General features: G+C 60.5%; 13 protein-coding genes and 1 tRNA gene. 2 read left to right on the top strand and 12 right to left on the bottom strand.

Annotation, left to right across the window (positions count from 1 at the left end):
• The first annotated feature begins 126 nt into the window (after positions 1 to 126).
• Positions 127 to 1,905 (top strand): acyl-CoA dehydrogenase C-terminal domain-containing protein, encoded by a 1,779-nt coding sequence (locus AC3I65_RS24010; RefSeq protein ID WP_076383422.1) that lies wholly within the window; start codon positions 127 to 129, stop codon positions 1,903 to 1,905.
• A 332-nt stretch (positions 1,906 to 2,237) separates the two neighbouring features.
• On the top strand, positions 2,238 to 2,396 hold the full coding sequence (locus AC3I65_RS24005; RefSeq protein WP_038436734.1) for a YqaE/Pmp3 family membrane protein: 159 nt from the start codon (positions 2,238 to 2,240) through the stop codon (positions 2,394 to 2,396).
• 70 nt (positions 2,397 to 2,466) lie between these two features.
• On the opposite strand, the gene AC3I65_RS24000 is transcribed toward AC3I65_RS24005, so the two are convergent.
• The 12 genes from AC3I65_RS24000 to AC3I65_RS23945 form a co-directional block, all read right to left on the bottom strand.
• The gene (locus AC3I65_RS24000) at positions 2,467 to 4,296 is read right to left on the bottom strand and encodes a S9 family peptidase (protein ID WP_322834952.1); all 1,830 of its coding nucleotides are present in this window, start codon (positions 4,294 to 4,296) and stop codon (positions 2,467 to 2,469) included.
• Complete coding sequence (pqqE, locus tag AC3I65_RS23995; protein ID WP_488524223.1) at positions 4,262 to 5,431, bottom strand: pyrroloquinoline quinone biosynthesis protein PqqE; 1,170 nt, start codon at positions 5,429 to 5,431, stop codon at positions 4,262 to 4,264. Before pqqE ends, AC3I65_RS24000 begins: the two co-directional genes overlap by 35 nt.
• Entirely contained in the window at positions 5,403 to 5,678 is a 276-nt protein-coding gene (pqqD, locus tag AC3I65_RS23990; RefSeq protein ID WP_047228106.1) for a pyrroloquinoline quinone biosynthesis peptide chaperone PqqD, read from the bottom strand. Before pqqD ends, pqqE begins: the two co-directional genes overlap by 29 nt.
• Positions 5,675 to 6,427 (bottom strand): pyrroloquinoline-quinone synthase PqqC, encoded by a 753-nt coding sequence (pqqC, locus tag AC3I65_RS23985; RefSeq protein WP_047228105.1) that lies wholly within the window; start codon positions 6,425 to 6,427, stop codon positions 5,675 to 5,677. Before pqqC ends, pqqD begins: the two co-directional genes overlap by 4 nt.
• Positions 6,428 to 6,638: 211 nt before the next feature.
• Positions 6,639 to 7,550 (bottom strand): pyrroloquinoline quinone biosynthesis protein PqqB, encoded by a 912-nt coding sequence (pqqB, locus tag AC3I65_RS23980; RefSeq protein WP_047228104.1) that lies wholly within the window; start codon positions 7,548 to 7,550, stop codon positions 6,639 to 6,641.
• An 81-nt stretch (positions 7,551 to 7,631) separates the two neighbouring features.
• The gene (gene pqqA / locus AC3I65_RS23975; protein WP_003177660.1) at positions 7,632 to 7,706 is read right to left on the bottom strand and encodes a pyrroloquinoline quinone precursor peptide PqqA; all 75 of its coding nucleotides are present in this window, start codon (positions 7,704 to 7,706) and stop codon (positions 7,632 to 7,634) included.
• Positions 7,707 to 7,877: 171 nt separating this feature from the next.
• Positions 7,878 to 10,316, bottom strand: a complete 2,439-nt coding sequence (pqqF, locus tag AC3I65_RS23970) for a pyrroloquinoline quinone biosynthesis protein PqqF (protein WP_488524222.1) — start codon at positions 10,314 to 10,316, stop codon at positions 7,878 to 7,880.
• A gap of 55 nt (positions 10,317 to 10,371) precedes the next feature.
• A complete protein-coding gene (locus AC3I65_RS23965; RefSeq protein ID WP_047228102.1) occupies positions 10,372 to 11,166 on the bottom strand; it encodes a carbon-nitrogen hydrolase family protein in 795 nt (264 codons plus the stop codon).
• A gap of 12 nt (positions 11,167 to 11,178) precedes the next feature.
• A complete protein-coding gene (locus AC3I65_RS23960; protein ID WP_107323003.1) occupies positions 11,179 to 12,861 on the bottom strand; it encodes a flavin monoamine oxidase family protein in 1,683 nt (560 codons plus the stop codon).
• A 273-nt stretch (positions 12,862 to 13,134) separates the two neighbouring features.
• A complete protein-coding gene (locus AC3I65_RS23955) occupies positions 13,135 to 13,596 on the bottom strand; it encodes an Lrp/AsnC family transcriptional regulator (RefSeq protein WP_024779396.1) in 462 nt (153 codons plus the stop codon).
• Between the two features lie 199 nt (positions 13,597 to 13,795).
• Positions 13,796 to 15,226, bottom strand: coding sequence for an alanine/glycine:cation symporter family protein (locus AC3I65_RS23950; RefSeq protein WP_107323002.1), 1,431 nt, complete (start codon positions 15,224 to 15,226; stop codon positions 13,796 to 13,798).
• Positions 15,227 to 15,704: 478 nt separating this feature from the next.
• Positions 15,705 to 15,781, bottom strand: a tRNA-Ile gene (locus AC3I65_RS23945).

Below are 15,781 nucleotides of genomic sequence, written 5' to 3'. Positions count from 1 at the left end.
GTGACTAAAAATAACAAAACAGTCACTGGCTGACCCTATGTGTCGCAAAAGTTGTTGGGGTACACTCAGGCCACTGCAAAAACCGTTTTCTTACGAACCAATTGTTTAGATCTTGCGAGGTTTGCCATGGCTGACTACAAAGCGCCCCTGCGCGATATGCGCTTCGTCCTCAATGAAGTGTTCGAGGTCGCGAAGCTGTGGGCTCAACTGCCGGCGCTGGCCGAGACCGTAGACGCTGAAACCGTCGAGGCGATCCTTGAGGAAGCCGGCAAAGTCACCAGCAAAAGCGTTGCCCCCCTCAGCCGTGCAGCTGACGAAGAAGGTTGCCACTGGGCTGACGGTGCCGTCACCACGCCAGCCGGTTTCCCACAGGCCTACAAGACTTACGCTGAAGGCGGCTGGGTCGGTGTCGGTGGTGATCCGACCTACGGCGGCATGGGCATGCCCAAGGCTGTTTCGGCTCAGGTCGAAGAAATGGTCAACTCCGCCAGCCTGTCCTTCGGCCTGTACCCCATGCTGACCGCCGGGGCTTGCCTGTCGATCAATGCTCACGCCAGTGAAGAGCTGAAAGCAGCCTACCTGCCGAACATGTACGCCGGCGTCTGGGCCGGTTCCATGTGCCTGACCGAGCCGCATGCCGGTACGGACCTGGGCATCATTCGCACCAAGGCCGAACCTCAGGCCGACGGTTCCTACAAGGTCAGCGGCACCAAGATCTTCATTACTGGCGGCGAACACGATCTCACCGAAAACATCATCCACCTGGTGCTGGCAAAGTTGCCGGACGCACCGGCAGGCCCTAAAGGCATCTCGCTGTTCCTGGTGCCCAAGTTCATGGTTAACGCCGACGGCAGCCTGGGGGCGCGTAACGCGGCCAATTGCGGGTCGATCGAACACAAGATGGGCATCCAGGCGTCCGCCACCTGTGTGATGAACTTTGACGACGCCGTGGGTTATCTGGTCGGCGAGCCGAACAAAGGCCTGGCGGCGATGTTCACCATGATGAACTACGAGCGTTTGGGTGTGGGTATCCAGGGCCTGGCCACCGGTGAGCGCTCCTACCAGAACGCCATCGAATACGCCCGTGACCGCCTGCAAAGTCGTTCGCCAACCGGTGCGCAGAACAAAGACAAAGTCGCTGACCCGATCATCGTCCACCCGGACGTGCGTCGGATGTTGCTGACCATGAAAGCCTCGAACGAAGGTGGCCGGGCATTTTCCACCTACGTGGCGATGCAACTGGACACCGCCAAGTTCAGCGAAGACCCGGCCACCCGCAAGCGTGCCGAAGATCTGGTGGCCTTGCTGACCCCGGTGGCGAAGGCGTTCCTGACTGATCTGGGACTGGAAACCACTGTCCATGGCCAGCAGATTTTCGGCGGCCACGGCTACATTCGCGAATGGGGTCAGGAGCAACTGGTGCGTGACGTGCGCATCACCCAGATCTACGAAGGCACCAACGGTATCCAGGCGCTGGACCTGGTAGGGCGCAAGATCGTCGGCAGTGGCGGGGTGTTCTACAAGCTGTTCGCTGACGAAATCCGCCACTTCACCGCTACCGCGAGCAGTGACCTGGCCGAGTTCACCAAGCCGTTGAACGACGCTGTCGGTACGCTGGATGAACTGACCGAATGGCTGCTGGACCGGGCGAAAAGCAACCCGAACGAAATCGGCGCGGCTTCGGTGGAATACCTCCAGGCGTTCGGCTACACCGCCTACGCCTATATGTGGGCACTGATGGCCAAAGCGGCCTTGGGCAAAGAAGCGCAGGATGACTTCTATGCGAGCAAACTGGGCACGGCGCGGTTCTACTTCGCCCGTTTGCTGCCGCGCATCCACTCCCTGAGTGCCTCGGTGAAGGCGGGTAGCGAGTCACTGTTCCTGCTGGACGCTGGGCAGTTTTGAAATCTGACGACGTGTAAGCAAATGCTTACACGTCGTGCTGGCGTTTTCCCTCTATCGGCTGATTGGATCCAGAGCTAATCTACTTCACATGGACGTCGCGCAGGATGCGCAAAGCAAAAACACGGACACGTAGGATTCTGCCAGGATGGCGGAGCGAAATGGATGTCAGGGAAACAGTCTGCAAAGCCCCGCTTCGGCGGGGTTTTCTTTTGTCCGCGTTTTTATCTTCCCGCGCTTTATCCCTTCTGGATGGCTTCGCACTGAACCCTGACGAGCGGTCGGGTGTCCATGTGCTATATGGCAATGTGGCCATCGCCAATCAGGAGTCATCCATGGATATCATTCGAATCATCATCGCCATCCTGCTGCCGCCGTTGGGTGTGTTTCTGCAAGTGGGCTTCGGCGGGGCATTCTGGCTCAACATCCTGCTGACTCTGTTGGGTTACATCCCGGGTATCGTGCATGCGGTGTACATCATCGCCAAGCGCTGAATTTGTTGGTTTGCACAAATCCCCTGTGGGAGCGAGCAGGCTCGCTCCCACATTTGGTTTTGCATTTGCCCTATAGGGGGCCATCCATCACCCTGCGATAGAACAACCATTCATGTTCCAGCGCATGAGCCTGGTTGATCGCCTTGCGAAAGCCATGGCGCTCATCGGCGTAGTAATGCGCTTCTACCGCGATTCCGTTGTTCTGCAATGCCTCGACCATATCGCGTGTTTGCTGCGGCACGACCACGGCATCCAGTTCACCCTGGAAAAATATCACCGGGGTGCGGATCTGATCAGCGTGCAGCAGTGGCGTGCGGTCCCGGTAGCGTTCGGCGTCCTGTTGCGGGTCGCCGATCAACCAATCCAGATAATCGCCTTCGAATTTGTGCGTGGCATGACCCAGGGCGACGGGGTCGCTGACACCATAGAGACTGGCGCCGGCGCGGAACACGTCATGGAACGCCAGGGCGCAAAGAGTCGTGTAGCCGCCGGCACTGCCGCCACGAATGAACGCGCGACGGCCATTGATCAAGCCTTGTTCCTCAAGGTACGTGACCACCGCGCAGGCATCCTCGACGTCCACCACCCCCCAATTCAAATACAGCGCCTGTCGATAGGCCCGGCCATAACCGCTGCTGCCGCGGTAATTGAGATCGGCTACGGCAAAGCCGCGCTGGGTCCAGTACTGGATGCGCGGATCAAAAATGGGATAACACGCCGAGGTCGGTCCGCCATGGATGAACACCGCCAATGGCGGCTTCTCTTCGGTGTTCATGGCCGGGTAAAAGAACCCATGGGCTTGGCTGGAAGCCGAGGGATAGCGCAGGGTTCGGGGGCGACTGATGTGTTCGACGGGCAACGGCGCAACGCCACCGGCGAGCACCACCACTGCATGGTTTTGCCGCTCAATGGCTATCACCGCCGACGGGCTGATTGGCGAAGCGGCGATGGCATAAATGAACCGCTCATCGAGTGCCAGGCTGCGAAACCGCGAATAGGCGCCGGTGAAATCCTCGGATACGCCGTCACTGCGGCAGAGGCCCAGTCGCCCGAAACCCGCCTCGGTCCAGCTCGCCAGGTAATCGCGTTCGCCTAGCGGCAGCCAGGTACAGCCGCCCAGTTGCCAGGGTGCTGGGGCGTGATCGGCTTCGGCGGCGGGCAGCGGCTCCAGGTCGTCGGCGGATTCAGTCCAGGGCTGCCAATAACCGTCACGATCGCTCAGGCAATAGAGGCGACTGCGATCATCAAAACGCGGTTGCTGAATGGACTCCTCGTGACCGCTGCCCGCAACGCAACGCGGCTCATTCCAGGCGCCAGCGTTGCGCTCGGCCAGCATCAGTCTCGTTGACGTCCACGGTTGATGGGGGCGGCTCCACTCAATCCAGGCCAGTCGTCGACCATCTGGACTCAAGGTCGGCGCGGCGTAGAAGTCCGCACCTTCGGCCAGCAGATGTCGCTGATGATCTGCCAGGCCGATCGAGACCAGGCGATGCTGATTGGCCTGCTCCTCCACCGCCAGCACCTGGCCGCAAGCGAAGTGAAGATCGCCATATCGACAATCACCTGAGGTCAGCGCCACGGGCTGTTCGCCGGCCAGCGACTGGTGATACACCTGCTGGTCGGCCTCATTGACGAACAGCACACCGTCGTCGCTCAGGCAGAACGAACCGCCGCCGTATTCATAAACCCGGCTGCGGACACTGAACCCGTCCGGGGTCAGGCATCGGGCCTTGGCATCCTGCCAATGCCAGATCCGGCAGGCACCGTCTTCGGGACGGTATTGATTCCAGAACAGTCCAAGGGGCCCGGCTTGCAGCTCAGCGAAGTCGATGCCTGCCGCAACGGCCTGGGCTGCGCTGAAAGAATCAGCCTTTGGCGATGAGGCGTGAGTTTCGTTCATTGCGAAAGGCCAGTTGTTCAATCGTCTGAGTGGCATGCTCGGCGTCTTCCCGAGCCTGAAGAATCATCCCGTGATGCTCGGATTTGCTGCACACCGGGTCGGCATTGCTCGCATCGCCCGTGAGCATGAACGCCTGGCAGCGACAGCCGCCGAAGTCCTTTTCTTTTTCATCACACGAGCGGCACGGCTCGGGCATCCAGTCATAGCCGCGGAAACGATTGAAGCCGAACGAGTCGTACCAGATGTGCTGCATGCTGTGGTCACGCACGTTGGGAAATTGCACGGGCATCTGACGGGCGCCGTGACAGGGCAATGCAGTGCCGTCCGGCGTGACGGTCAGGAAAATGTTGCCCCAGCCGTTCATGCAGGCCTTGGGGCGTTCTTCATAATAGTCCGGGGTGACGAAGATCAACTTGCACGGATGCCCTTGGGCCTCCAGTCTGGCGCGGTATTCGTTGGTGATACGTTCGGCGCGCACCAATTGTTCCCGGGTGGGCAGCAGGCCGACGCGGTTGAGCTGCGCCCAGCCGTAGAACTGGCAGGTGGCGAGTTCGACGAAGTCGGCTTCAAGGGCGATGCACAGCTCGATAATGCGGTCGATCTTGTCGATGTTGTGCCGATGGGTGACGAAGTTCAGCACCATCGGATAGCCGTGGGCCTTGACCGCCCGGGCCATTTCCAGTTTTTGCGCGAAGGCTTTCTTTGAGCCGGCCAGCAGGTTGTTCACCTGTTCGTCGCTGGCCTGGAAACTGATCTGGATGTGGTCGAGGCCGGCCTTTTTGAAATCGCTGATTTTCTGCTCGGTCAAGCCGATGCCAGAGGTGATCAGGTTGGTGTAGAAACCCAGCCTGCGCGCCTCGGCGATCAGTTCGGCCAGGTCCTGGCGCACCAGCGGCTCGCCGCCGGAAAAGCCCAATTGCGCGGCGCCCATCTCACGCGCCTCGCGAAACACCTTGAACCACTGCTCGGTACTCAGCTCCTTGCCTTGCTCGGCGAAGTCCAGCGGATTGGAGCAGTACGGGCATTGCAACGGGCAACGGTAGGTCAGCTCGGCCAGCAGCCACAGCGGCAGGCCGACTTCAGGCTTGGGCGGCAGGCTTGTGGCGTCAGACAAGTTCGATCCAATGCTCTGCACGGGCGACCTCCATGAATTGCTCGATGTCGTCACCGAGTTCCGGCACGTCGGGGAACTGTTTGGCCAACTCGCCAATGATGGCGGCCACATCCCGTTCACCGTCGATCAGGCCGCCAATAAGCGAAGCGCTGTCGTTGAGCTTGATCATGCCTTCAGGATAGAGCAGCACGTGGCCCTTCTGTGCCGGCTCGTACTGGAAACGATAGCCGGGGCGCCAGCGTGGGGTCTTGCTGCGATCGAAACTCATAAGGTAATTCCTTTGTGCCACACCCGTTGCCCGGTCACGCTGTGATAGGGCGGGCGGTTCAATTCGTAGGCCATGCTCATGGCATCGAGCATGCTCCAGAGGATGTCCAGTTTGAACTGGAGAATCTCCAGCATGCGCTCCTGGCCTTCGCGGGTGGTGTAATGCTGCAAGGTAATCGCCAGGCCGTGCTCCACGTCACGCCGGGCCTGGCCCAGGCGGGTGCGGAAATATTCGTAGCCGGCGGGGTCGATCCAGGGGTAATGCTGCGGCCAGCTGTCCAGGCGCGACTGATGGATCTGCGGTGCGAACATTTCGGTCAGGGAGCTGCTGGCGGCTTCCTGCCAAGAGGCGCGGCGGGCGAAGTTGACGTAGGCATCCACCGCGAAGCGCACGCCCGGCAGCACCAGTTCCTGGGAGCGCAGTTGATCGGGATCCAGGCCAACCGCCTGACCCAGCCGCAACCAGGCTTCGATGCCGCCGTCTTCGCCGGGCGCGCCGTCATGGTCGAGCAGGCGCTGGATCCACTCGCGGCGGATTTCCCGGTCCGGGCAGTTGGCTAGGATCGCGGCATCCTTGAGCGGGATGTTCACCTGATAGTAAAAACGGTTCGCGACCCAGCCCTGGATCTGCTCGCGAGTGGCGCGGCCCTCATACATCGCCACGTGATACGGGTGATGGATGTGGTAATACGCACCCTTGGCACGCAGGGCCGCTTCGAACTCGGCGGGGGACAGGGGGGTGTCAGTCATTGCGGTTCTCCGGGCAATTCCCGTGGATTCTGTGGCGTCAGGGTTGGTCTCATCGCGAGCAGGCTCGCTCCCACACTCGATCTGTAACGCATGAAATATCCGGTACGACTCAAACTTCTGTGGGGGCGAGCCTGCTCGCGATGGCGTCTCATCAGCCAGCAGTGATTGGCTGACTCAGCGCACACCCACTCCCACAATCGTCGCGCCCGTCCTACAACTCAATACTCATTCCGTCGTAAGCCACTTCAATCTTTCGACGTACAAGCTCGGCCCGCTCGGGCGAGTCTTCGTCGAGGATCGGGTTGGTATTGTTGATATGAATAAGGACCTTGCGCGGCTCGGGCAGTTGCTCCAGCACTTCGATCATCCCGCCAGGCCCGTTCTGTGCCAGATGGCCCATCTCGCGACCGGTGCGGGTGCCGACGCCACGACGCTGCATTTCATCGTCGTCCCACATCGTGCCGTCCACCAACAGGCAATCGCTGCCGGCCATGATCTCCAGCAAAGGCTCGTCGACTTTGCCCAGGCCTGGGGCGTAAAACAGCTTGCCGCCGGTGCGCAGGTCTTCGACGATCAGGCCGATGTTGTCGCCTGGGTGCGGATCGAAGCGGTGCGGTGAATAGGGCGGCGCTGCGCTGCGCAGCGGCAGGGGAGTGAAGCGCAGGTTCGGGCAGGCGGGGATGGTGAACGGCTGGTCGAGTTCGATGCGGTTCCAGCTCAGCCCGCCGTTCCAGTGGGTCAGCATGTTGAACAGCGGAAAACCGGTGCTCAGGTCTTCATGGACCATGTCGGTGCACCAGACTTGATGCGGGCAGCCTTCGCGCAGGCTGAGCAGGCCGGTGGTGTGGTCGATCTGGCTGTCCATCAGAATGATGGCGCCGATACCGGTGTCCCGCAGTGCCCGACCCGGTTGCATCGGGGCGAATCCTTGGAGCTGGGCGCGAATGTCCGGGGAGGCATTGCACAGCACCCAGTTCACGCCATCATCGGAAATCGCGATGGACGACTGAGTGCGTGCCTGGGCTCGCAGGCTGCCGTTGCGAAAACCTGCGCAATTGGCGCAGTTGCAATTCCACTGGGGGAAACCGCCGCCGGCGGCGGAACCTAGAATCTGGACAAACATGGCCGCTCCATCTGCAAACCGAAATAAAAAACGCCCCGGCTGACCGAGGCGTTGTGCTGCGCGTTCAACCGCCTGCAGCAATCAACGGCTGGCGAAGTACATGGTGACTTCGAAACCGATACGCAGGTCGATATATGCGGGTTTGGACCAAGACATGGAAATACTCCTTTAGGTGGGATGCTGTCATCAGGATGGGTCGGTTGAGACCTATACATATAGTCCACCTCCGAAGGGAGATGTTCAGATGCTTAGGCGGCTATGTTACTAAATCTGACATATTCGTTGGCTGCAATTCTCCAAGAAAGCTCATTGCACAGACTGTAATGATCACGGCACCGCGTGCCAGGGCTCTCCAGGGCAGGCTCCATTGGTCAGGCAGTAGCGTGCACTTTCGGCGCTAGTCAGATGCCCCACGGCGTCCATCAGCTGTTCTCGATTCACACGCATGATGGCGTCGGACAATTGCTCTAGATAATCCGACGGATGGCCAGCGAGTTTGCCCTGCCAGAGCAGTTCGGCCGCTTGGGCGCAGGGTAGGGCGGCGCTCTGGAACTGGGCGGCGAGGGCCTGCTGCTGACTGGCCAGCGTCGAATCGTCGAGCTGCTGGAGACGGTCCGGCAGGCCGCTCAGGAACTGGTCGATATGGGCGATCAACTGGGCCGCCGAGGCGCTGGGTGATTGGACACCGAACAACAAACCGGTCTGCCCATCGATCTGCTTCACACCGCTGAACACTGCGTAACCCAACTGCAACTCGACCCGCAGGCGCTGGTAAAACGGTGTTTGACACAGCTGTGCCAGTAACCGCCATGCGGCTTCGTCGTGCAGGGCTCGGGTAGGCGTGGGACAAAACAACAACACGGCCTGTTCGTCGCCGTGGGTCTGAAGGGTGTGCCAGATCGGCTGCCGGCAAGGGGAGGTCGGTTGGGCTTGCTGGCCGGCAATGCCGGGCACCCGGGCCAGCACCGGGCCCATTGCTCCCTGGGTGGCGGCCGAGAGACCGATGGCCAGTGCGTCCCAATGCGCCGTCGTCCACACGCTGTTGTCGCGATCGGGCAGCGCCAAGGCTGACGATGAGGAGTTTTGCTGGCAATGAATCGGCAGCTCCTTCAACAGGTGTCGAATCGGTATCAGTGCAGGTTCGCTCTTCGCTGGCGCCGGCGGCAGTGGTTGTCCCAGCTTCGTCAGGATGTGCTCGAGCACCAAGGGCATCGGTGCCTGCAGGCCAACCAGCTTCAGCAGCCATTGGTCGGCGCAGGGCTCAAAGGTGACTTCCACGCCGGCCTGCTGCGCATCTTCACGCAGATCCTGCAGGTGCCGATCAAGCCTGGCCGAGAGGTCGAGCGGGGGCAGCGTCGCCAAGCGCCAGCGCAGATACACCGCGCCTTGCGAGGTGTTGTCCGCCAGCCCTTGGCTGAACTGCATGGGGGAACGTTCCCGCCGGCCCCGGGAGCGGTCCTGGGCGAAGGTGCGCAGACCGCGATGGGCGCTGGTCTGGCCGCGTATCAACCCGGTACGGGGTGGTTCGCTTGCCGTTTGCAGGAACGGGTTGGGCGCGGGCAGTTGCCATTGCCCGGTGACGTGCTCCGCCGGGTGCAATTGCTTGAGAATTTCCCTGAGCCGCGACAGATCGTTTTCCGACAGTTGAACATCACGTTCTTCATTGTCCCAACGGGCCAGTTGCAACGCCGTCGCGGTCTCCTGCCGACGTTGCAGGCGGGCGCTGAACTCATCGCGCAAGGGCGCCCAGTCGTCCTGGGCGGCGAAAAATCCCAACCAATCGTGCAGCAATGGCTGAATGTCGTTCAGTGCGTGATCGTTGTCGAGGTTGAACTCGATGTGCAACAGCGCCTGCTCGGCAAACTCGTACAGCGCCGATGCCTTGAGGCTGTCAGCCAGACCGCGTTGACGCAAGGTGGCGAGCAGGCCCCCCGGTTTGCTGTTATTCAGCCATGTGCAGAGAAAATCCATGGTTTGCGGCGAGGCGACGGGCAAACCTTCGAAGGCGTACAGCAGATCGAGACGTCCTGGGCTGACCTGTTGATAACCGGACTGGTGCGATGCCATCAGCTCTGGCGCCGGCTGTCGGGTGACCGCTTCACCCGCAGGCACATCGCCGCTGAACTGCTCGGCCAGTGCCTTCATGGCTTCGATGCTTTGCGGGCCCGCCAGACTCAGCGTCATTTGGCCGCTCTGGTAGAACCTTCGATAAAAGTCTTGCAGTGCCATTTGGAACTCGGCCCGCTGCACCGCGAGGCTGTCGCGATTACCCGCATGGAAACCTCGCAGTGGATGAGCTGCGGACAGTCCTTCGTGCAGGGCCACTTGTCGCTGGGCCGTGGGGTCCTGAGACCAGGCGATGAATTCCGCGTGCAGCACTTCTCGCTCGCGCAATTGGACAGTTTCATCCAGGCGCGGATGGGAGAGCATGTCCCCGAGTCGCTCCAGACCGCCGGCAAAGGCAGCCGGTGGTAATTCGAAGAAGAAATCGGTGGTGCGATCGCTGGTGCGGGCATTGACCTGGCCGCCATGCCGTTGCACGTAGGTCATCAGGTTCTGCTCTGTGGGAAACCGCTCAGTGCCGAGGAAGAAAAGATGTTCGAGCAAGTGCGCCAGTCCCGGCCAGGCGAGCGGCGCATCATGGCTGCCGACCGCCACCCGCAGCACCGCAGCGCTGCGCTTGAGGCCGGGGACATGGCGCAATGTCACTCGCAAGCCGTTGGCCAGGGTTTCAGTGTAGGGGCAGAAGGAATCGACGGCCGACATGAGCGTTTCCAGAACAGAGAAGCGCTCATGCTAGCGGATTAGGGAGCGTTCTCAATCAGTGTTTGTTCAAGTCGTCGTAAAGCTCAGGGCGGCGGTCATGCAGGTAGTTGTAGGCCGCACGGCAATCCTCCATCAGTTGCCGATCCAGGTCACCGACGATCAAGGCCTCGTCCAGCCCGGCCAGGGCAGGGCGGCTGCCATCCGGGGCGGCGATGCTGCTTTGCCCGCAGTACTGCAATTCACCTTCATGACCGCAATAGTTGGCGTAAGCCACAAAACACTGGTTCTCGATGGCTCGGGCGCGCACGGTGACATCGGCGATGAACTCATAGGGCTGCATGTTGGCGGTGGGCACCAGGATCAGTTCGGCGCCGGCCAGGGCCAGGCGCCGGGCGTTTTCCGGAAACTCCAGGTCATAGCAGATCAGAAAGCCGAGCTTCCAGCCGTTAAGCTCGACGATGGGCAGCTCGCTATCGCCAGCGCTGAACATCGCGTGGTCCAGATCGCCAAACAGGTGACTCTTTCGATAATTTGCCAGGCGTTCGCCGTGGGCGTCGATCAGTTGCACCGCGTTGTAAATCTGCCCATCTTCGCTGCGTTCCGGGTAGCCATAGGCGATCGCCAGACTGGCCGCCTTGGCGATGCGAGCGATCTGCTGCGCCCATTCGCCGTTGTAGACCTCGGCCAATACATTCACCGCGTCGACGCCAATGTTGTAGCCGGTCAGGAACATTTCCGGCAACACCAACACATCGGCGCCCCTGGCCTCCAGCGCCACCTGATGCAGGCGTTGCAGGTTGGCGGCCGGGTCCAGCGGCAGCGGTGAACATTGGTAAAGGGCTACACGCATCAAAAACTCCTTTTATTCGGGCAGGGCGATCGGACCGATTTCGTCGAACACGTCACCTGGCCCCGGGTTCTCGGGGTGAGTTTCACCGCCGAAGTGCTTCATGATTCCCCACACGGCATTGAGTGAGGTTTGTACCGCGCCCTCAACCCAGGCCGGTGTCCATGAGACGTCATCGCCGGCGATAAAGATCCCTCGCTGTTCGGCCGGCATGTCGTCCTGCATGAAATGGGCGTACATGCGCTGGTTGTAGCGATAGTGGCCGGGCAGAGCACCTTTGAATGCGCCGAGGAAATGCGGGTCGGCTTCCCAGGAGACGGTGATCGGATCGCCGATGATCCGTGCGGCGATGTCCACCTTGGGGTAAATCTTCTTCAAGGCGTCGAGCGCCAGCTTCACGCGTTTTTCCACCGGATGGGGGAGCATTTTCAGCGCATCGCTCATCCACGAGTACGACAGGCAAATGACCCCCGGCTTGTCATCGCCATTGTCGAACAGATAGGTGCCACGGGTGAGGCGGTCGGTGAGGGTCATGCTCATCAGGTCGCGGCCGGTTTCCGGATCCTTGTCCTTCCAGAAGGGCCGGTCGACCATCACGAAAGTCTTCGACGATTGCATGTAGCGGGTGCGGTCCAGGGCCATCCACATTTTTTGCGAGAACAGCGCCTCTTCGCATTCGATCTGAGTGGTCAGCAGCCAGCTTTGGCAGGTGACCAGCACCGCGGCATATTCGCGGGTGTTGTCCCACACGTCGGTCACGCTGAACCGGCCATCGTCGGCGCGTGCGATGCGCTTCACACCGCTGCGCGGGGCGCCCAGGTGCAAGGAGTTGAGGCTGGTACCTTCTGGCCAGTGCGCGCAGCGCTCCGGCACATGCTTCCAGATGCCATGGGGCACCTGCTCGACGCCACCGACCACCAGATGCTGATGATCGTCGCAATTGGTCATCACCACGCGGAAAATTTCCAGCATCGAATTGGGGAAGTCCGAGTCCCAGCCGCCGGTGCCGAAACCCACCTGGCCGAACACTTCACGGTGCTGGAACGAGAGTTTGGCAAACGCCTTGGACGTGGCGACGAAGTCGTAGAAAGTGCGGTCGTCCCACAGGGGGACCAGGGTGTTCCACAGTTCCTTGAGGCGTGGCACGTCGCGGTCGCGAATCGCCTGCTGGATATCGCCGAAGCGCGAACCGTCCTCCAGCGCATCCGCCCAGGCGTCGGCCACTTCCTGGAACAATGCCGGCAGGTCGGCCAACTTTTGTGCGTAGTAGGTCTGGCCTTCCAGATCGATGACCGTGCTGCCCGAGGCCGGGGTCAAAGGGTTGGGAAACGGTTTGGTCTCCAGGCCCAGTTTGTCGACGTAGTGATAGAACGCCGTGGACGACACCGGAAACCGCATGCCCCCCAACTCGGCAACGACACCCTCGGCGCCGTTGAACGCTTGTGAGCGCAGGCGCCCACCCATTTTCGACGCTTCGTAGACCACCGGCTTGAGGCCCAGCTTCATCAACTCGTAGGCCGCCACCAGACCGGCGATCCCGGCACCGACAATCGCGACTTCTGCCCCGTGGTTGTGGGCGGGAATACTGCCCAGGCCGGCGGGATGCTCGATCCAGTCGTCAAAAGCGAAAGGAAAGTCCGGCCCGAAAATGGTGATGGGCTTCTTGCCGTCTGCTGGGTGGCGATTGTTCTTGTTCATGGCTGACCTTGATTGGGCGACTCGACGCGGCTTTCGCGTCTGAGTATAGGAAAGATGCCAGCCATTCTAGAGAGGGTGAAACACGTTAATAAGACGCAATGTGTCGTCGTTCTGGATTGTTATCAGTCATTTTGATGCGTTGGTTAGTCGTAATGACGAGTCAGAGCCTGGTGAGTATGGGCCTTCTGGTGAAGGCGGTGGGCGGTTACTGGGGAGGCTGGTTGTGCTCGGGTTTTCGTGAGCAAGCCCGCTCTGACAGGTAAGTCGCACCCTCTAGACCGGCTGCCCCCGATCGATCTTGCTGCTGAGGATGATCGAAGTGGTGGTTTTCTCCACCCCATCGACACTGCCAATCTGATCCAGTAACTGATCCAGCTGCTCCGGTGAATCCGTGCGCAGCCAAGCCACATAGTCGAATTCGCCGCTGACCGCACACAGTTGCTGGACCTGGGCCATCGCACTCAAGCGCCGCAGCACGTCCTTGCCGGAGCGCGGTTGAACCTTGATGCCGACGTAAGCCTGTAACCCGCCGTCTATCACCCGCTGCCCCAGACGCACGCCGTACCCGGTGATGACCTTGGTTTTTTCCAGCCGCGCCAGCCGCGAAGTCACGGTGGTGCGGGCGATGCCCAATTGTCGGGCGAGCATGGCGACGCTTTCCCGGGCATTGATTTGCAGGGCGGCAATCAGTTGGCGGTCGATTTCGTCGAGGACGGGAGGGCGGGTGTCAGACAAGATGGGCTCCGGCGTGGATATCGGTGGCTGGCATGTTACAGGCTCCCATGCCTTTGCCACCTACTCCATTGGGATGCGCTCGGGAATGCCTGCCACCATGACGTTGGTCATGGTGGCAGTATCCGCAGATTTGACGATGCTGGCATCAGCCCGTTTCAGATGCGGCCACAGCCCAATCCAGGCTGCGACCGGGCCGGGATCATTTCCAGCGATTGGTATCCCATGCCTTGCGGTCGAGATCGAGGTCGGGGAAATTTGCCGGATCGAAGACCGGCCTTGCCACACCGGCTTTCAACTGCGCGCGGAAGTCGTTGATCACCCGTATCGCGGTAGGGAACAGCATCAAAATCGCAATCAGGTTCACCAGTGCCAGAATGCCCATCATCGGATCTGAGAAGAAGAACACCGAGGTGGCGTTCGGGGCCGCGGCGCCGAGGAAAATCAAGCCCAGGATAAACACGCGCAGCACCAGCAGGGCCGGTTTGGATTTGGTGATGGCCGCCAGTGCGTTCTCACCCAGATAGACGTTGTAGATGATGGACGAGAAGGCGAAGAGCAGGATCGCCAGAGTCAACGCGTAGCGCGACCACTCACCAAAATGGCTGGCCAGTGACTGTTGTGTCAGTACGACACCGTCGATACCTGTAGCACCGGCAACATAGACATCACCCAGCAGGATGATGAAAGCCGTGCACGAGCAAATCACGATCGTGTCGATGAAGACCGAGAACGATTGGGTGATGCCCTGGCTGACCGGGTGATGTACCAGCGCTGTGGCTGCAACGTTCGGTGCGGAACCAAGCCCGGCCTCGTTTGAGAACAGCCCGCGGCGCAAGCCTTGTGCAATCGCAGCCCCCATGCCACCGGCGATGGCTTCTTCATAGCCGAAGGCGCTAGAGACGATGCGTACGAAGAGCGCCGGAATTTCACCGATGTTCATCACGATGACGATCAGGGCAAGCGCCAGGTAACCCAGCGCCATGACGGGCACCACGACATCGGCCGCCTTGGCGATGCGCTTGATTCCACCAAAGATCACAAAACCGGTGACAAGCACCAGGAGTGCCCCGGTCACAAGGCGGCTGATCCCGAACGAATCCTGCATCGCGCCGGCCACAGTATTGCCTTGGAAGGCATTGAAGCCAAGGCCGAAGGCTGCCAGCAGGCAGACTGCATAAACTATCGCCAGCCAGTTGTAGTTCGAGCCGAGGCCGTGCCGGATATAGTCGGCTGGGCCGCCACGGAAGGAGTGCTCCCCGTCGGTGCGCTTGTAGATCTGGGCAAGCGTACATTCGACGAGACTTGTCGCCATGCCGACGAGCGCGATGCACCACATCCAGAAAACCGCGCCGGGCCCACCGAGCGTGATCGCGACGGCTACACCGGCAATGTTTCCGCCGCCCACGCGGCCGCCCACGGATACGAGTAGCGCCTGTCGCGCGCTGAGGTTATTGGGGTCGCTGTTCTGGTTCTTCCCTGACAGCACGCGGAACATCCGGCCGAAGAATTCGAACTGGACGAAACCCGACATGATCGTGATGAACACTCCGAAGACCACGAGAATGGGTATGAGCGACCACCCCCACGTGAGGCTGTCGACATACCCAAACAGCGTTTGCAGGAATTCCATCTGTTTCTCCTATATTTCTTATTATCGGCGGAATCGCTCTCTTGAGCGTCCCGCGATCAGTTTATGCCTGGTTTTACATCCGATTTCGCGTCTTCGGACGTTTCGGTGCCGCCGATCGTTCCCGATCCGAAAACCCGCCATATGGCACCGTCGAGTCGTTCGAGGGCTAAACCGACCTTTATCGCTGGCAGTGGCCGGGCCCTGGCGGGCGCAACTGTACTACAGAGCGGTACTTTCGGCGCCCTGAGAGTTGTGCTTAATCAGCCTCAGGGGCTGCCCAATGTCTGTTCAGTTGAGTGCTACTGCCAGTTTGATCTTCTAAACGTCCGGTATAGGCGAAATTCACTATAGCTGGGCGGGTATACATCGCATGGATGACGTGCTTATTGCGCAGCGGTTGTTTATGAAGACCTTTGGCCAGTTCGCCCAGTCTCGCCGCTCAAAAACGCAAAAGCCGCGCAATGCGCGGCTTTGAGTATGGTGGGCCCACACGGACTCGAACCGTGGACCAAAGGATTATGAGTCCTCTGCTCTAACCAACTGAGCTATAGGCCC

The organism is Pseudomonas sp. N-1-13, from assembly GCF_057787095.1.
Note: the sequence above shows the minus strand (reverse complement) of the source record. Positions and strands in the feature narration are given on the sequence as shown.

Excerpts from the sequence above, each read along its gene's own strand:
- AC3I65_RS24005 (WP_038436734.1), top strand. The coding sequence starts at position 2,238 with ATGGATATCATTCGAATCATCATCGCCATCCTGCTGCCGCCGTTGGGT.
- pqqF (WP_488524222.1), bottom strand. The coding sequence starts at position 10,316 with ATGTCGGCCGTCGATTCCTTCTGCCCCTACACTGAAACCCTGGCCAAC.
- AC3I65_RS23965 (WP_047228102.1), bottom strand. The coding sequence starts at position 11,166 with ATGCGTGTAGCCCTTTACCAATGTTCACCGCTGCCGCTGGACCCGGCC.
- pqqC (WP_047228105.1), bottom strand. The coding sequence starts at position 6,427 with ATGACTGACACCCCCCTGTCCCCCGCCGAGTTCGAAGCGGCCCTGCGT.
- AC3I65_RS24000 (WP_322834952.1), bottom strand. The coding sequence starts at position 4,296 with ATGAACGAAACTCACGCCTCATCGCCAAAGGCTGATTCTTTCAGCGCA.
- AC3I65_RS23960 (WP_107323003.1), bottom strand. The coding sequence starts at position 12,861 with ATGAACAAGAACAATCGCCACCCAGCAGACGGCAAGAAGCCCATCACC.
- pqqD (WP_047228106.1), bottom strand. The coding sequence starts at position 5,678 with ATGAGTTTCGATCGCAGCAAGACCCCACGCTGGCGCCCCGGCTATCGT.
- AC3I65_RS23950 (WP_107323002.1), bottom strand. The coding sequence starts at position 15,226 with ATGGAATTCCTGCAAACGCTGTTTGGGTATGTCGACAGCCTCACGTGG.
- pqqB (WP_047228104.1), bottom strand. The coding sequence starts at position 7,550 with ATGTTTGTCCAGATTCTAGGTTCCGCCGCCGGCGGCGGTTTCCCCCAG.
- AC3I65_RS24010 (WP_076383422.1), top strand. The coding sequence starts at position 127 with ATGGCTGACTACAAAGCGCCCCTGCGCGATATGCGCTTCGTCCTCAAT.